This is a genomic window from Pseudomonas benzopyrenica (genome assembly GCF_036884265.1).
In the GTDB taxonomy this organism is placed as follows: Bacteria; Pseudomonadota; Gammaproteobacteria; order Pseudomonadales; family Pseudomonadaceae; genus Chryseomonas; species Chryseomonas benzopyrenica.
The window spans coordinates 4,785,102-4,802,107 of record NZ_CP145723.1; the positions used below are offsets into that span (position 1 = coordinate 4,785,102).

Annotated in this window: 11 protein-coding genes; all 11 read left to right on the forward strand. The window is 66.6% G+C overall.

Annotated elements, in window-relative coordinates:
* Positions 1-33: 33 nt before the first annotated feature.
* The 11 genes from V6W80_RS22635 to V6W80_RS22685 all read left to right on the forward strand — a co-directional run bounded on the left by V6W80_RS22635 (position 34) and on the right by V6W80_RS22685 (position 16,922).
* Positions 34-1,305: a flippase gene (locus tag V6W80_RS22635; protein WP_064307770.1), complete on the forward strand. Its 1,272-nt coding sequence runs from the start codon at positions 34-36 to the stop codon at positions 1,303-1,305.
* Positions 1,306-1,362: 57 nt separating this feature from the next.
* Positions 1,363-2,397, forward strand: a complete 1,035-nt coding sequence (locus tag V6W80_RS22640) for a glycoside hydrolase family 5 protein (protein ID WP_017639359.1) — start codon at positions 1,363-1,365, stop codon at positions 2,395-2,397.
* Positions 2,398-2,682: 285 nt separating this feature from the next.
* Complete coding sequence (locus V6W80_RS22645) at positions 2,683-3,795, forward strand: polysaccharide biosynthesis/export family protein (protein WP_017639358.1); 1,113 nt, start codon at positions 2,683-2,685, stop codon at positions 3,793-3,795.
* Positions 3,796-4,159: 364 nt separating this feature from the next.
* Positions 4,160-6,883, forward strand: a complete 2,724-nt coding sequence (locus tag V6W80_RS22650; RefSeq protein WP_338547495.1) for a bifunctional glycoside hydrolase 114/ polysaccharide deacetylase family protein — start codon at positions 4,160-4,162, stop codon at positions 6,881-6,883.
* Positions 6,864-10,460: a tetratricopeptide repeat protein gene (locus V6W80_RS22655; RefSeq protein WP_338545425.1), complete on the forward strand. Its 3,597-nt coding sequence runs from the start codon at positions 6,864-6,866 to the stop codon at positions 10,458-10,460. Before V6W80_RS22650 ends, V6W80_RS22655 begins: the two co-directional genes overlap by 20 nt.
* 22 nt (positions 10,461-10,482) lie before the next feature.
* Positions 10,483-10,998 (forward strand): penicillin-binding protein activator LpoB, encoded by a 516-nt coding sequence (locus V6W80_RS22660; protein ID WP_280309873.1) that lies wholly within the window; start codon positions 10,483-10,485, stop codon positions 10,996-10,998.
* Positions 10,998-12,371 carry a PelD GGDEF domain-containing protein gene (locus tag V6W80_RS22665; protein WP_280309875.1) on the forward strand — a complete coding sequence of 458 codons (1,374 nt, stop codon included), beginning with the start codon at positions 10,998-11,000 and terminating at the stop codon, positions 12,369-12,371. The genes V6W80_RS22660 and V6W80_RS22665 overlap by 1 nt, the downstream gene beginning before the upstream one ends.
* Positions 12,349-13,338 carry a HEAT repeat domain-containing protein gene (locus tag V6W80_RS22670; protein ID WP_160922061.1) on the forward strand — a complete coding sequence of 330 codons (990 nt, stop codon included), beginning with the start codon at positions 12,349-12,351 and terminating at the stop codon, positions 13,336-13,338. Before V6W80_RS22665 ends, V6W80_RS22670 begins: the two co-directional genes overlap by 23 nt.
* On the forward strand, positions 13,335-14,858 hold the full coding sequence (gene pelF, locus V6W80_RS22675) for a GT4 family glycosyltransferase PelF (RefSeq protein ID WP_257705016.1): 1,524 nt from the start codon (positions 13,335-13,337) through the stop codon (positions 14,856-14,858). Before V6W80_RS22670 ends, pelF begins: the two co-directional genes overlap by 4 nt.
* Position 14,859: 1 nt before the next feature.
* Complete coding sequence (gene pelG / locus V6W80_RS22680; RefSeq protein WP_338545427.1) at positions 14,860-16,230, forward strand: exopolysaccharide Pel transporter PelG; 1,371 nt, start codon at positions 14,860-14,862, stop codon at positions 16,228-16,230.
* A gap of 80 nt (positions 16,231-16,310) precedes the next feature.
* Positions 16,311-16,922, forward strand: coding sequence for a hypothetical protein (locus V6W80_RS22685; protein ID WP_312379971.1), 612 nt, complete (start codon positions 16,311-16,313; stop codon positions 16,920-16,922).
* The last annotated feature ends 84 nt before the right edge of the window (positions 16,923-17,006 follow it).

Here is a 17,006-nt window from a genome sequence, read left to right on the forward strand (position 1 = left end):
GCCGGGCGGCCCCAAGGAGTTTTCACCCCCACGATGTCGATGATCAAAAACAGCACCTGGAACATCCTGGGTGTCGTCATTCCCAGTGCCATCGCGCTGCCCACCATGGGCGTGCTGTCGCGTCTGCTCGGTGTCGAGCAGTTCGGCCTGTTCACCCTGGCCTTCGCCATCGTCGGCTATGCCACCCTGTTCGATGCCGGCCTGTCGCGTGCGGTGATCCGCGCCGTCGCCATGCACCACGGCGACAAGGGGCTCAATCGACTGGTCATGGGCACGGCCACCGGCGCCGTCATCGGTCTGAGCCTGCTGGCGACGCTGCTGCTGTGGTTCGGCGCGGGCAAGGTGGTGAGTCTGCTGCACGTCTCGCCCGAGCATTTCGACAATGCCGTGGCCGGCTTTCGCTGGCTGAGCCTGTGCGTACCACCCTTCCTGCTGGCGACGGTCTGGTTCGCCTACCTGGAGGGCAACGAGCGCTTTGGGGAATTCAACATCCTGCGGACCTTCTCCAACAGTCTGCTGGCGATCGCGCCGCTGATCGCGGTGCTGATCGAACCGAGCTTTTCCGCCACCGTGATCGGCCTGGTGCTGGCCCGGGTGGTGTCCATGGCGCTGGCCTACTGGCCGCTGCACAAGGACTTCCCGGAAGGCATCCGCACCTTCAAGGTCGAGGTGTTCAAGGAACTGCTGAAATTCGGCAGCTGGATGACGGTGAGCAACATCATCAGTCCGCTGATGGTCTATTTCGACCGCTTCGTGCTGTCGCACATGGTCGGCGCCAGCCGGGTGTCCTTCTACACCGCTCCTGCCGAGGCCGTGTCGCGGATGCTGATCATCCCCAATGCCGTGGCCCGGGTGGTGTTCCCACTCCTGAGCAAGAGCGGCGAAGACGCCGCGCGCCAGGCCAACAAGGCGTTCTGGGGTCTGCTGCTGATCAGCCTGGCGATGGTGTTGCCGATCCTGGTGCTGGCGCCCTGGATCATGACGGTGTGGATGGGTCCGGAGTACGGCGGCGATGCCGCGCAGATCCTGCGTATTCTGGTGGTAGGCTTCATCTTCAACGCCCTGGCGCAGATTCCCTTCGCCAAGATTCAGGCCCGGGGCCATTCGCGGACCACCGCGATGATCCATCTCGCCGAGCTGTTGCCCTATCTGGGCCTGCTGGTGGTGTGCATCCAGCATTTTTCCATCATGGGCGCCGCCATTGCCTGGACCATCCGGGTAACCGTGGACTACCTGGCGCTGGAATACTTCGCTCGGCGCACGCCGCCGCTGCAACCCACACCCGTCTATCAGCAGAGTTCCTGAGGGCGCTCTGCTTAGACGAACGTCCGCAATACACGAGAGGTGCTGTCCGTGTCACGAGTGAAACGTCGTATCGGTGGTGGCCTGCTGGCCACCGTATTACTGTCCGCGGCGCTTTATGGCCAGGCGCAGGCAGCGCCGGCGACAGCCAAGGTGGATCTGATCGGCATCAACATGTCGGCCGCCGGCTTCGCGGGTCAGGTCCTGCCCGGCGTGGAAGGCACCAACTACTTTTATCCCACCGAGGATTACTTCCGCCGCTACGCGGCCAAGGGCTTCCGCTTCATCCGCTTCCCCTTCCTCTGGGAACGGGTGCAGCCCCAGCTGGGCGGTGAGCTGGACCAGGCCCAGGTCGCCCTGCTGCAGCGCACTCTGGATTTCGCCGACAAGTACGGCATCCGGGTGATCCTGGACATGCACAACTACGCGCGCTATCGCGGTCAGCTGATCGGCTCGCCGCAGGTGCCCTATGCCAGCTATGCCGATGCCTGGAAGCGCCTGGCCACCACCTTCCAGAAGCATCCGGCGCTGTACGGTTACGACGTCATGAACGAACCCCATGACACCCAAGGCCTCTGGCCCCAGGCCGCGCAGACGGCGGTGGACAGCATCCGCAGCGTCGACATGAAGACGCCGATCTTCATCGCCGGTGACAGCTGGTCCAGCGCCCAGCGCTGGCCCCAGGCGAACGGCGATCTGCTGATCAAGGATCCGGCGGACAACCTGATCTACGAAGCCCACATCTACTTCGACGAGGACTCCAGCGGCAACTATGCCTCCGGCACCAAGGGTGTCCATCCCATGATCGGCGTGGAAAGAACCCGGCCCTTCATCGAGTGGCTGAAAAAGCACAATTTGCGCGGCTTCATTGGCGAATATGGGATACCTGCACACCCACAGTGGCTGGAAGCCATGGACAATCTGCTGAGCTATCTGGGCGAGCAGTGCGTACCTAGCGCCTATTGGGCGGCCGGTCCGGGCTGGGGCGACTATCCCCTGGCCATCGAACCGAAGAACGGCGTGGAAAAGCCCCAGACGGCGCTGCTGGAAAAACACCTGAACCGGCATGACTGCCAGGTCATAGGACCTCGTTGAGGGAGATGTGACAGATTTCGAACGGCGTCACCTTTTTCCGCTCCGGGGGCGCTGAACTCGATGGCTAAAGGCCAGTCCTAGACCAGCAGACTCAGGTGCTCGTATAACTAAAAGCTGAGACCTCGAGTTCTCTCGCACGCTGGGCAGGCTAGCCGCATGGAAACCGGTCCACTGTCGAGAAGTGCCTCGTCTCGCGAAGGAACACCATGAATAACCGGCTCGTTGCTTCTACCTTCCGATTTATTCCTCTTGCTCACACTCAATCAGCAATCAAGGACGAATGACATGAAAACCAAATTTACCGCTCTGGCCTTGCTGTCTGGCATCGTCCTGCAGGGTTGTGCCTACTCCCCGGGTCAGTACCTGGACCAGGACGACCTCAAGAGCGATCCAAGCATCCAGGGCACCAAGGTCCAGCTGATCCCGATCACCAGCTCGCTGCTGATGAGTCAGGATTCCGCGGCCCTGACCAAGGCTCCCGACCTCAAGCCCCTGCTGGACTACAAGCCGCAGGCTTACCGCGTCGGTGCGAGCGACCTGCTCTACATCACCGTCTGGGATCACCCCGAACTGACCGCTCCGTCCGGCGCCCAGCAGCAGCTGGAAGCCAACGGTCGCCTGGTACGTCCGGATGGCACCCTCTTCTATCCCTACGTCGGCACCGTGCGCGCCGCCGGCAAGACCCTGGAAGAGATCCGTACCGACATTTCCCGTCGTCTGGCCACCTTCATCGACAATCCCCAGGTCGACGTCAGCGTGCTGAAGTTCGGTAGCCAGAAGGTCACCATCTCCGGCGCCGTGAACAAGGGCGATGCCATTCCTCTGACCACCAAGCCCATCACCCTGGTGGAAGCCCTGGGCCAGGTTGGCGTGGCCAACACCGGTGGTGCCGACCTGACCGGCGTGACCCTGGTGCGCGACGGCAAGGAATACCGCCTGGATACCGACAGCCTGAACCGCAAGGATTCCAAGCTGTACGGCATCTACCTCAAGGACGGTGACAGCATCCACCTGCCCTACAACGACGCCCGCAAGGTCTACGTGGTCGGTGAAGTCCGCACGCCGTCCGCGGTCAGCTACAAGATCACCAACCTGAACCTGATGGAAGCCCTGAGCCAGGCCGGTGGCATCCAGCAGGAAACCGCCAACGCCGATGCCGTCTACGTCATCCGTGGCCCGGAAGACCTGAAGGCTCCGGGTGCCACCGCCCAGGTCTTCCACCTGGCGGCCAAGAACCCCACCGCCTACGTGCTGGCGCAGAATTTCCATCTGCAGCCGCAGGACGTGGTCTTCGTCGGCCCGGCCGGTATCACCCGTTGGAATCGCTTCGTCAGCCAACTGCTGGGCTCCACCAACGTCCTCTCCTCCAGCGCCAGCCTGAACAGCAGCTTCAAGTAACAGCGCTCGCTTGCCGTCATGCCGGTTACCGCCGCGCATGACGGCAATTCTCCTGACATTCGGCTATACCCCCTCCTGCCTTCCTGCGCTACACCTCTCCCCATCGCCACACTTGAAAGCCGCTGCCTAGACGCGCTTGCCTGGCGGCCATCAATTATTTCGATACCTATTAACCTGATAATTGCTGCCGCTCGGCTTGGCACGGGCAGTTTTTCGTCACGCTTTTGCGTAATGTAGCTAACCTGATACCGAAGTTGGGTACGTTTAAGGACTGGGTGTGGCGTCAGGCAAGGCAACAAGGGCAGGGTCCCGCTTCGGTGGGTGGCGCAAGCTGACGGTCTGGCTGCTGGGCTATCTGTCCTTCATGGGCACGGCCCTGGCCGCGCCCGCCAGCGTGGCCTTCTGGTACGCGGAAAAACCGCCGCTGGCCGAACTCGCCCAGTTCGACTGGGTGGTGCTCGAACCCGGCCATGCCAGTGCTGCCGATGTCCGCGCCCTGCGCGACGGCGGTGCCCAGCCCTTCGCCTATCTGTCCATCGGCGAATTCGCCGGCGACGCGGCGGCGCTGGAGAAGGCCGGCCTCAGCGCGGGGGCCAGCCCGGTGGCCAACAAGGCCTGGGGCAGCCAGGTGATGAATCTGGCCACGCCGGTCTGGCGGGCCCATCTGCTCGAACGCGCCGCCCAACTGGCCAAGGCCGGTTACACCGGACTGTTCCTCGATACCCTCGACAGCTTCCAGCTGGTGGCCGAAGACCAGCGCGAAACCCAGCGCCTGGCGCTGAAGAGCCTGCTGGCCGAACTACACCGTCGTCAGCCATCGCTCAAACTGTTTTTCAATCGCGGCTTCGAGGTGCAACCCGAGCTGCCCGGCGTGGCTGCCGCCATGGCGGTGGAGTCCATCTATGCGGGCTGGGATGCCGGCAAGAAAACCTATCGACCGGTCAGCGCCGGAGATCGCGAATGGCTGAAGCCGCGGATCGAGGCGGCGCGCAGTGCCGGCATCCCGGTCATCGCCATCGAATACCTGCCGCCGGAACAGCGTGACGAAGCCCGGCGCCTGGCCAAGCGGCTGCGCGACGAAGGCTATGTGCCCTATATCACCACCCCCGATCTCAATACCCTGGGCATCAGCTCGGTGGCCCTGCAGCCGCGGCGGTTGGCGCTGCTCTACGATGGCCGCGAAGGCGCCTTGCGCCAGTCGGCCGTGCACCGCTTCCTGGGCAGTGCCCTGGAGTACCAGGGCTATCGGCTGGACTATTTCGATGCCTCCAAACCGCTGCCCACGGCCTGGCCTGGCGCGCTCTACGCCGGGGTGGTGGTGTGGATGACCAGCGGTCCGCCACCCAATTCGCGAGCCTTCAGCGACTGGATCGGCCAGCGCCTGGATGAAAAGACGCCCTTGCTGATCCTCGGCGGCCTGCCGCTGGACAACGAGGCCCTGCTCAAGCGACTGGGCCTTGGCGTCAGTCGCAAGCCACTGCCCGACAACCTGACCCTCAAGGTGGCGGACCCCGCCCTCGCCGGCAACTTCGAGGCGCCGGTCAAGTTGCGCACCCGTGGCCTGCCGGCCGTGCAGACGTTGCCAGGCGGGCCGACGCCGGTGGTCAGCCTCACGGGCCAGGATGGCAGCTTCGTGCCCATGGGTGTGGCCCCCTGGGGCGGCTTCGTCTTAAGCCCCTACGTCATGGAGGACGGCCCCGAGGCCAGTCGCTGGATCATCGACCCCTTCGCCTTCACGGCGAAGAGCCTGCAGCTGCCGCCCCTGCCGGTACCCGATCCGACCACGGAAAACGGTCGGCGCATCGCCACCGTGCATATCGACGGCGACGCCTTCGTGTCCAAGGCCGAAGTACCCGGCGCACCCTATGCCGGCCAGGTGGTCCTGGAACAGTTCATCCAGCCGCATCCCTTTCTGACCTCGGCGTCGATCATCGAGGGCGAGGTCGGGCCCAAGGGCCGCTATCCGGAGCTGACCGCGCAGCTGGAGCCCATCGCCCGCCGGCTGTTCGCCGATCCCAAGGTGGAGGTGGCCACCCATACCTTCAGCCATCCATTCTTCTGGCAACCAGCGGTGGCCGAGCAGAGCGAGAACTTCGAAGCCCAGTACGGCTACATGATGCAGATTCCCGGCTACGACAAGGTGGATTTCACCCGGGAGATCGTGGGTTCGACCCGCTATATCAATGAGCGCCTGACCACCCCGCAAAAGCCGGTGAAGATGGTGTTCTGGTCCGGTGACGCCCAGCCCGATGCGGCCACCCTCAAGCTCGCCTACGACAACGGCCTGCTCAACGTGAATGGCGGCAACTCCCATATCACCCGTTCACAACCCTCGGTGAGTGGCCTCTATCCCTTCATCCGCCCCACTCCCGGCGGCCTGCAGTTCTACGCGCCCATCATCAACGAGAACGTCTACACCAATCTCTGGCGCGGCCCTTACTACGGCTTTCGCGACCTGCTCTATACCTTCGAGCGAACCGAGCACCCCCGCCGTCTGCGTGGGCTGCATCTCTACTATCACTTCTACTCGGGCACCAAGCAGGCCTCGCTCAAGGTCATGGAGGAGATCTACCAGGGCATGGCCGCCGAGCGTCCCCTGTCGCTGTGGATGAGCGATTACCTGAGCCGACTGCACGGCTTCTATACCGCCAGTCTCGCCCGCGAAGACGACGGCAGCTGGTCGATCAAGGCCCTCGATGGCTTGCGCACCCTGCGCCTGGATCCGCGCCTGGGCTGGCCAGATCTGCAGCGCTCCAAGGGCATCGCCGGGGTGCGCGACCTGCCGCAGGGGCGTTATGTCCACCTGGCCGGCGAGAGCGCCGAGCTGGTGCTGCGCGACAGTCGCGATCCCACCCCCGCCCTCGAAGAGGCCAACATTCCGCTGCAGCAATGGGAGTACCTGTCGCCGAGCCGTATCCGTTTCGCCTTCGCCGGGCAGTTTCCGCTGGAGCTGACCTTGAGAGCGGCTTCGGCCTGCGAGGTGCGGGTCGGGCGCGAGCGCTACAAGGGCCAGCCGGGACAGGCCGGGCTCTGGACGTTCAAACTTCCGCTAACACGAGTGAGTGACGGTGAGATCGTCTGCGGCTAAGAAAACCCGGCTCCTGAATGGTTGGACGCTGCTGGGGGTCGCGCTCCTCACCGCCCTGGTACTGGTGCTGACCTTTCACGGCAAGCAGGTGTTCCTGCCGGGCGAAGAGCCGGCCGACCAGGTGTCCATCAGCTACGCCCAGGTGCTGCTCAAGGCGACCCCGGACGATACCGGGCTGCGCATGAAGCTGATCGACCAGTTGATCGCCCTGGGGCGCATCGACGAGGCGCGGCGTCAGCTGCAACTGCTGCCGGAGCCCTTGGCGTCGACGCCCTTCTATGCCCTGGAACTGGACATCCTGCAGGCGGAAGCCCAGCCGCAGGGCCTGGCCGATGCCGACCGCGAACGCCTGGCGCAACGGCTGAGCGCCCTCGACGTGGCGACCCTGAGCATGCCCCAGCTGCAACGGGTGGCCGAGCGCGCCCTGCAACTGGCCGATCCAGCCACCGCGGCAGAGCGTTTCGTCGAACTGGCGCGCCGCGATCCACCCCGACGCCAGCAATGGCTGGAACAGGCGGCGCGCTGGAGTCTGGCGAGCGGTCGTCAGCAGGAAGCCGCCCGCCTCTATCTGCGCCTGGCCGATCTCGCCGACTCGGCCGAGCAGCGCCAGGGCTACCGGCACCAGGCCTTCGATGCCTGGCTGGCCGCCGGCCAGGGCGCCGAAGCCGCCGCCCTGCTGGAACAGGAACTGCCCCGGCTGCAGCACGATGCCCGTGGTCTGGCCTGGCTGCAGGCCGGAGTCGCCGCGGCCCAGGGCAGCGGACGCCTGGATCTGGCCCAGCGCCTGATCGAACGCTGGCGCGAGTGGCAACCGGACGATCCGGCCGCCCTGGAGGCCGCCTACCGGCTGGCCCTGGCGCGCGGTGACACCGAACGCGCCTGGGAGGAAGGTCATCAACTGCTGGCGCTGCGTCCTGACGATGAGCCACTGCTCGCGGAGCTCGCCCAGTTGGGTGAATGGACCGGACAGGTGGACGAGGCACTCGACCTCTGGCTGCGCCTGCTCGCCCGCCACGATGACCCCGCCCGTCGCGATCATGCCTGGAAGCTGGCCGCCCGGGCCTTTCGCTTCGATGCCGTGGTCGAACTGCTCGGTCGGGTGTCCCACGAGCGCCAGCTGGACAAGACCGAACTGGATGCCCTGATCTTCGCCTACGAGTCCCTGGGTGATCCCGAGGCGGAAGAACGCTGGCTGCGCGGCTACATCAAGCGCCAACCGAAGCAGCGCCTGGTGTGGGAACGGTTGCAACAGTTGCTGGCCCGCACCGAGCAGGGCGAGGCCGAAGCCGAAGGCTGGGCCGCCTTCGGCAAGCGCTTCCCGCTGACCACCGAGGAGTACCTGGCCTGGGCCGACACCCTGTGGACCCTGTTCAAGCCCGAAGAGGCCTGGGCGGTACTCGAACGGGTCCCGGCCAAGCAGCGCCAGCGCGACGACTACTGGCGGCAGCGCGCGGAACTGGCCTGGGAACTGGAGCGCGACGCGGACGCCCAGGTGGCCTTCGAACGCCTGGCCACCAGCAGCAAGGGGCTGACGGCCAACGACGAGGATCGGCTGCTGGAGTTGTACCGGCGCACGGCACCGCGCAAGGCGCTGGCGCTGCTGGAACAGAGCTGGGAGAAGCGCAAGGACCAGCGGCGCCTGACCGAAGCCCTGCAATGGGCCGAGCAACTCAAGGATGCCACCGCACTGGAGCGGCTGCTGGCCAGCGCCGCCCGCGAACCGGCATCGGCCGACAATCCCGCCGTCTGGCTGGCGCGGTCGGGGCTGGACTTCCAGCGTGGTCGCGTCGTCCAGGCCGAAGAAGGCTATCGAAAGGCCTTGCAGCGCTTCCCGGACGACGACCGCTTCCGCGAGCGGCTGCTGTGGCTGCTCATCGACCAGAATCGCCAGACCGAGCTGGCGACGCTGCTGCGCGACTGGAAGGGCCGGGCCCGCGACAGCGACGTGCTCTGGCTACCCTTCGGCAGCGGCCTGGTGCTGCTGGGCCAGGCGGAAGAGGCGCTCGGCTGGTATCGCCGCTACCTGGACGCCCACCCCCAGGACTGGCTGGTGCAGGCCGCCTACGCCGATGCCCTGGACGCCGCCGGTCACCAGGACGCGGCGCTGCGACTGCGCAAGGCGGTCACGCCGCACCTGGCCAACGACGAGGTGCCGGCCACCCCCGAGCGCTATGCCACCTACCTGCGGCTGCTCGCCAGCCTGCGCGGCCCCCAGGCGGCGCTGGCCCAGGCGCGCGCCTGGCAGGACGGCTCGCCGAGCATGCTGCAGCTCTGGTTCGACCAGTGGCTCGACGCCCTCAGTCAGAACAACGACGACGGCCTCAAGAGCGAATGGCTGGCCTGGGCCAAGAGCCGTGGCCTGAAGGTGCGCCAGTACGAGCAGTTGCAGGAGGTCCTGCGCCGGCAGAATCGCGGCGAGCTGGAGAAGTTGCTGGCGGCCGGCGATCTGGATCCGGCCCAGCGCGTCGAGGTGCTGCAGCGCCTCGGCCATGCCGGTGACGCCCAGGCCGCAGCCCTGACGGCGGCCGGCGACGAGCCGCCGGAGGTCATCCAGCGACAGTTGCTGCGCCAGGCCACCGAGCAGGCCGAACGCACCCCCAACGGCGTCCAGGCCGGCTGGGAGCGCCGTGACTATGGCGGTCTGATCGAGCAGGGCACCGAGGTACGCGCCGCCCGGCGACTCAGCGATGACGTCTACGCCGATGTCCAGTTCAAGCAGAATCGCGTGGAAAGCGACGGCCTCAAGTCCGATGCCCTGGGCAACGAGCACCAGATGCTGCTCAAAGTGCTGAAGAATCTGGCCGACGGCGGTCTGGAAACCACCGTGGACGCCAGTCAGCGGTCGGACAGCAATCGCCTGGGCCTCGGCGTCGCCCGCACCTGGCGTATTGATGGCAACACCGAGATCGAAGCGGCCCTGGACTGGCACCGACAACCCGACGAAAGCGGCTATCTGCGCGCCCTGGGCCGGCGCGACAGCGTCAGCCTGGCCGGTCGCCACAACCTCACGCCACGCGACCAGCTGAGCTGGCGGGCGGCGCACAATCGCTATTCCAGTCGCGACGGCGATGCCCTGGGCAGCGGCTTCGCCTTCAACCTGGAGCTGAGCCATATGATCTTCTTCGAAGGCCCGACTTGGCAGGTGCGCAGCGGCATCACCTACCAGCAGAACAAGGCGCGCAGCACCCTGCCCGCCAGCGTCACCCGTTATTTGCAGCCCCTGGCCGGCAGTGGCGAGAACGGCGAGGTCACCGTGGCCGACCTGGAGGCCCTGGGCGGCACCCAGCTCTTGCAGGATCGCTATGGCCAGCTCTATGTCGGCAGCAGCTGGCGGCGTGGCATTCCCGGTTCGCTCAACCGCACCCATCCCCAGTACAGCTGGTTGGTGGATACCCTGGTCGGCTGGCAGTGGACCGAGCGCGAATTCAACTACGGTTTGAATGTCGGCCTGGGCATGGCAGTGCTCGGCGACGACGAACTGGCGTTCACCGCCGGCTACCAGTCCGCGCCCCAGGGCAGCGGCGGTCAGGCCGGCAGCACCCTGGGCATTCAATACAGCAATCGAATCGGTCGCTAGGCCGTTTCAAGGGAGAGACCTCATGAACATCACGCGTCTGCTCGTCGCCAGTGTCGCCACCGTGCTCCTGGCCGGCTGCTCGAGCTTTACCCGTCCCAGCGGCGAGGCCCTGCCCAAGGATGCGCGCTGGGGCCTGGTGCCCCTGGCCAACTATGCCCAGGCGCCCATGGCCGGCGACCGGGCGGCGCAGATCCTGGTCAGCGTGCTCGGCGAGCGCGGCATCCGCCCGCAGGTCTACGACGACAGCCAGGGCGGCAATCCCAGCGACGACGAGAAGGCCCGCCAGCGCGCGGCCCTGGACTGGGCGCGGCAGCAGAATCTGCAATATGTGCTCACCGGCAGCGTGGACGAGTGGCAGTACAAGAACGGTCTGGACGGCGAGCCGGCGGTGGGCGTGACCCTGCAGGTGGTCGAGCCGGCCAGCGGCCGGGTGGTCTGGAGCAACAGCGGCGCCCGTTCCGGCTGGTCGCGCGAGAGCCTGGCGGCCACCGCGCAAAAGGTCCTGCGCGGCACCGCGCAAGAGCTGCAGTTGCGCTGATGGCCCTGCAATCCGTCCACAAGGACTACACCCTGGCGCCCCGCGCCAGTGGCCGCCTGTCCTGGCTGGAGACCCTGCTGGTCACGGCGGCCGCCCTGGGCCTGGGCTTCTGGCTGGTACCGGAAGACCCCCTGATGGTCGGCCTGGCCTTTCCCTGGGTGGTGTTCGCACCCATCCTCATGGGGGTGCGCTATGGCTTCATGCGCGGCCTGGTAAGTGCCGGCTTGCTAGTGGTGGCGCTGCTCTATCTGCATCGCCAGGGCTATCCGGCCTACGAAGAGATCCCGCCGTCCTTTATCGTCGGCGTGCTGCTCAGCGCCATGCTGGTGGGCGAATTCCGCGATCTCTGGGATCGCCGCCTGGAACGCCTGGACCTAGCCAACGACTATCGCCAGCTGCGTCTGGACGAATTCACCCGCGCCCACCACCTCCTGCGCATCTCCCACGATCGCCTGGAACAGCGCGTCGCCGGCAACGACCTCAGCCTGCGCAGCTCGCTGCTGGACCTGCGGCGCCAGCTGCGCGAGGTGCCCCGCGAGCAGGATGCCCTGCAGGCCCTCGCCGAGCCCATCGTCGGCCTGTTGACCCAGTACGGTTCGCTGCGCGTGGCGGGCCTCTACCGGGTCGACGCCAATGGCCGGGTGGATCGTCGCGCCCTCGCCAGCCAGGGCGAGATGCCTGGCATCGATCCCGACGACCTGCTGGTGCGCCTGACCCTGGAGCGCGGCGAGACCCTGAGCATCCGCCAGGCGCTGCTGGAGCGCGGCGAGACCCAGCATTCGGCGCTGCAGGCCTGCGTGCCGCTGCTGGATACCGAGGAGCGCCTGCTGGCGGTGCTGGCCATCGAGCAGATGCCGTTCTTTTCCTTCAACGAGCGCACCCTCAATCTGCTGACCATCCTCGCTGGCCACATCGCCGACCTGCTCGGCAGCGATCCCCAGGCGCTGGCCCTGGCCGACGATGACGCCCAGCAATTCTCCCAGCACCTCAAGCGCTCGCTGCGCGATGCCCAGCAGCACGCCCTGCCCGCCTGCCTGTTCTGCTTCGAGATGACCGAGGCCGACGGTGGCGAGCGCGCCCTGGCGCTGCTGGAAGGCAGCCGCCGCGGTCTCGACCTGCAACTGCGCCTGACCAATCAGGCCGGCCACCCCTGCCTGCTGGTGCTCTTGCCGCTGACCTCCTCCGACGGCCTGGAAGGCTACCGCCGCCGGCTGCGTCAGCTGCTGGCCGAGCGCCATGGCCAGGACAGCACCCTGGAAAGCCTGGGCGTGCGCAGCCACGAGCACGAGCTGCTGCCCAAGACCCGCGCCCAGGAGCTGCGCGTCTTCCTGTTCAACGAGTGTGGTCTGCATGAACAGCAAGTGGCTGTTTAGCGGCGCCTTCGCCTTCGAGGCCAGCAGCTGGGCGCTGCTGTTCGCCAACCTGCCGGTGGCGGCGGCGGCCCTGGCCTTCGCCACCGCTCATGCCGCCGGCAGCGCCCTGCTGGCGGGCGGTGCCTGGCTGTTGCTGCCGCGACGCTACCAGCGGCCACTGCCCTGGAGTCCGCTGTTTCTGTTTGCCCTGGCCTTCTTCATTCCGCTGCTGGGCGCAGTCGGGGTGATCGCCGCGGTGTTTCCGGCACTCTATCTGCCGCGCAAGCACCGCGAGATCGCCTGGGAGGCGCGCAGCGTGCCCAATCTGCCGTTCCGCCCACTGGAGCGGCGCGAGGAGATGCTGTTCAGCGACGGCGGCCTGCAGGACGTGTTGCGCCATGCGCCCAGCACCGACAAGCGCCTGACCGCGCTCTTCGCCACCCGGCGCATGCCCGGACGCGATGCCATCCCCATCCTCAAGCTGGCCCTGCGCGATCCGGCCGACGACGTCCGGCTGCTCGCCTATTCGATGCTCGACCAGCAGGAAAGCCAGATCAACCAGCGCATCGAGACCCAGCTCGGCGAACTGGCCAGCACGGCTGCGGAGCGCCAGCCGGCGCTGCACGGCACCCTGGCCCGTGGCTACTGGGAGCTGGCCTACCTGGGCCTGGCCCAGGGCAGCGTCCTGCGCCACGTGCTGGGTCAGGCGCGGGAACACATCGAACTGGCCCTGGCCGGTGAGGAAAACGAAGAATTGCGCATCCTCGCCGGGCGCATCGCCCTGGAACAGGGCGAGCCGGAACGGGCCCTGGAATTCTTCCAGGCCGCCGAAGCGGCGGGCGTACCCCTGGCCCAACTGGCGCCCTTCCGCGCCGAAATCGCCTTTCTGCGCCGCGATTACGCGGTCATCCCGGCACTGCTCGACAGCCTGCCGGCGGATCTGAAGAAGCGGCCGCCGTTCGCCGCCCTGGTGAAGTACTGGTTATGAAAGACGCCCCTGCCGCGACCGTCACGCCTGATGTCTGCCTGCTCTTGGAGGGGACCTGGCCCTATGTCCGCGGCGGAGTGTCGAGCTGGGTCAACCAGCTGATCCTCGGCCTGCCGGAGCTGACCTTCTCGGTGTTCTTCATCGGTGGCCAGCGCGAGAACTACGAGAAGCGCCACTACGCCATCCCGCCCAACGTGGTGCACATCGAGGAGCACTTCCTCGCCGGCTCCTGGGTGCCCAAGGCAGCGCCCATCAGCCCGCGGCGCCAGGCGCCGGTGCAGCTGCTGCGCGACCTGCACGCCTTCCTGCACCACCCCGACGAACCCAGCGCCGCCCAGGGCGATGCCCTGGTGGACGCCTTCGCCGAAGGCAAGGTGACCCTGGACGACTTCATGTACAGCCGCGCCAGCTGGGAAGCCATCACCGAGGGCTACGAGCGCTATTGCACCGACCCTTCATTCGTCGACTACCTCTGGACCTTGCGCGCCATGCAGGCGCCGCTGCTGATGCTGGCCGAGGCCGCGCGGCGCCTGCCGCGACCGCGGATGATCCACTCCATCTCCACCGGCTATGCCGGCATGCTCGGCGCCATCCTGCAGCGCCGTTGGGGCTGCAACTTCCTGCTCAGCGAGCACGGCATCTACACCAAGGAGCGCAAGATCGACCTGGCCCAGGCCAAGTGGATCGCCGAAGGCCCGGACGAGGCCCTGCGCACCGGGCTGGACGTGGACGTCAGCTATATTCGCCGGCTGTGGATCCGCTTCTTCGAGCGCATCGGTCTGCTCACCTACAAGGCCGCCGATCCGATCATCTCGCTCTATGACGGCAACCGCCGCCGGCAGATCCAGGACGGCGCAGATCCCGCACGCTGCCGGGTGATCCCCAACGGCATCAGCCTCACCCAGTGGCAGGACGCCCTGGAGCGGCGCCCCGAAGGCGTGCCGCCGGTGGTGGGGCTGCTGGGTCGGGTGGTGCCGATCAAGGACGTCAAGACCTTCATCCGTGCCATGCGCGGGGTGATCAGCGCCATGCCCGAGGCCGAGGCCTGGGTGGTCGGTCCCGAGGACGAAGACGAGGAATACGCCGCCGAATGCCACAGCCTGGTCACCAGCCTGGGCCTGGAGGGCAAGGTGAAATTCCTTGGCTTCCAGAAGATCGGTGACATCCTGCCCAAGCTCGGCCTCATGGTGCTGACCTCCATCAGCGAGGCCCAGCCGCTGGTGATCCTCGAAGGCTGGGCCGCCGGCGTGCCGGTGGTGAGCAGCGACGTGGGTTCCTGCCGCGAGCTGATCGAGGGTTCGCTCCCCGAGGACCGCGCCCTGGGCACCGGCGGCAGCGTGGTCGCCATCGCCGATCCCCAGGCCACCGCCCGCGCCATCCTCGCCCTGCTGCGCAATCCCGGTCGCTGGCAGGCCGCGCAGCGCACCGGGCTGGCCCGGGTCAATCGCTACTACACCGAGCCGCTGATGCTGGAACGCTATCGCGAGCTCTACCAGGACGCCATCGGGAGGGTCGTCTGACATGGCCGGCATCGGCTTCGAACTGCGCAAGATCCTCGCGCGCGACTCCTACACCGCCACCCTGCGCGCCTATGTCTACGCCGGCCTGATCAGTTCGGGCCCCTGGGTACTGTCGATCATCAGCGTCATGCTGATCGGCGTGCTGGCCACCGGCATCGTCACCCCCAGCGTGCTGATCCGCCAGTTCCTGGTCACGGTGACCTACCTCATGGCCAGTTCGCTGATCCTCACTGGCGGTCTGCAGCTGTATTTCACCCGCTTCGTCTCGGATCGACTGTTCGAAGAGAAGCAGACCAGCATCCTGCCCAACCTGGTGGGCATCCTGCTGCTGGTGACCCTGGTGGCCGGCGGCCTGGGCTTCCTGCTCCTGGCCACCCTGTTCGACCAGCCCTTCGCCTACCGGCTGCTGGTGCTGGCCAACTTCGTCACCCTCTGCGATCTCTGGCTGGTGATCATCTTCCTGTCCGGGATGAAGGCCTACAACCGCATCCTGGTGGTGATGACCCTGGGCTACGCCATCATGATCGCCGCCGCCTTCGTGCTGCGCTTCCTGGGCATGGACGGCCTGCTGATGGCCCTGCTGCTGGGTCACGCCGCGCTGCTGTTCATGTTTCTCTACGACATCATCCGCGAGTACCCGGCCGATCGCCTGGTGGCCTTCGACTTCCTCGACCGCAAGCAGATCTTCATAAGCCTGCTGGTCACCGGGCTGTTCTACAACCTGGGCATCTGGGTCGACAAATTCGTCTTCTGGTTCAATCCGCTGACCTCCGATGCCGTCATCGGTCCCCTGCGCGCCTCCATCCTCTACGACCTGCCGATCTTTCTCGCCTACCTGGCCATCATCCCCGGCATGGCGGTGTTCCTGGTGCGCATCGAGACCGACTTCGCCGAGTGGTACGAGCGGGTGTTCAACGCCGTGCGCGGCGGCGAGACCCTGCAGCACATCAGCCAGCTCAAGGAGCAGATGATCCTGGCCATCCGCCAGGGCCTGCTGGAGATCTGCAAGGTCCAGGGCCTGACCCTGGTGCTGGTGTTCCTCCTGGCGCCCCAGCTGCTGGCCTGGCTCGGCATGTCGCACTACTACCTGCCGCTGTTCTACATCGACGTGGTGGGGGTGAGCATCCAGGTGGTGTTCATGGCGCTGCTCAACGTCTTCTTCTACCTGGACCGGCGCGACACCGTGCTGATGCTCTGCACCCTGTTTCTCGGCCTCAACCTGGCGCTGACCCTGCTCAGCATCGAGCTGGGTCCGAGCTTCTTCGGCTATGGCTTCACCGCCTCCCTGGCCTGTTGCGTGCTGCTGGGTCTGCACCGCTTGGACCGGGTGCTGGACGACCTGGAATACGACACCTTCATGCTCCGGCACTAAAGGCCGTCGGCACCGGACGAACGGTGTGACCCGCCTCCTCTGGAGGCGTCCAACACAGCTCATCCCTGCAGGACCCTGCCATGAATACCGCCGCCTTGCGCCTCGTGATCCAGACCACCCAGGTGCGCGCTCGGGACAGTGGCGAGGCCAGCCGCACCTTTGCCGATCAGGCGGCACGTACCGCCAGCGCCGACGCCACCCGCGGCCCGGCCCTGGAGCGCTTCGCCAGCGCCTATGTCGACAAGGTGCCCGATGCCCTTGAAGCCCTGCTGCTGCAGGCGCGGGCGGTGGCCTTCGAGGCGCCCCTGACCGGGGTGCTGGAACGCGCCCTGGCCGGCTTCGCCCCGGCGGCGCTGGCCCAGGCACCCTCCGCCAGCCTGGCGCTGCTCGCGGCCGCCTATCGCCTCCATCGCCTGCTCGAAGGCCTCCAGGCACGCCTCGCCGCCTGGTGGGGCGCCGCCAGCGCGCCGGCCACGCCCAGCCTGGGCAATCTCATCGCCCACCAGGTGCTGGGCCAGCTCACCGTCGCAGCCCTGGAAGACGCCGTGGACGGCTGGCTGGATGACCTGGACGCCAGCGTCGAGGCGCCGCTCACCCAGCAGTGCTTTCAGCCGCGGCAACGGCGTGGCGCCCTGACCACGGCCCGCCCGGCCCTGACCCTGAGTCGCCAACGCCAGCGCAGCGTTCGATAAAACGCACGTTTCCACGCTTTTGGCGGCCGACTGTCAAATATATTGATAACCCTTCCGGGCCGGTTTAGGGTGGCTGCTCACCGC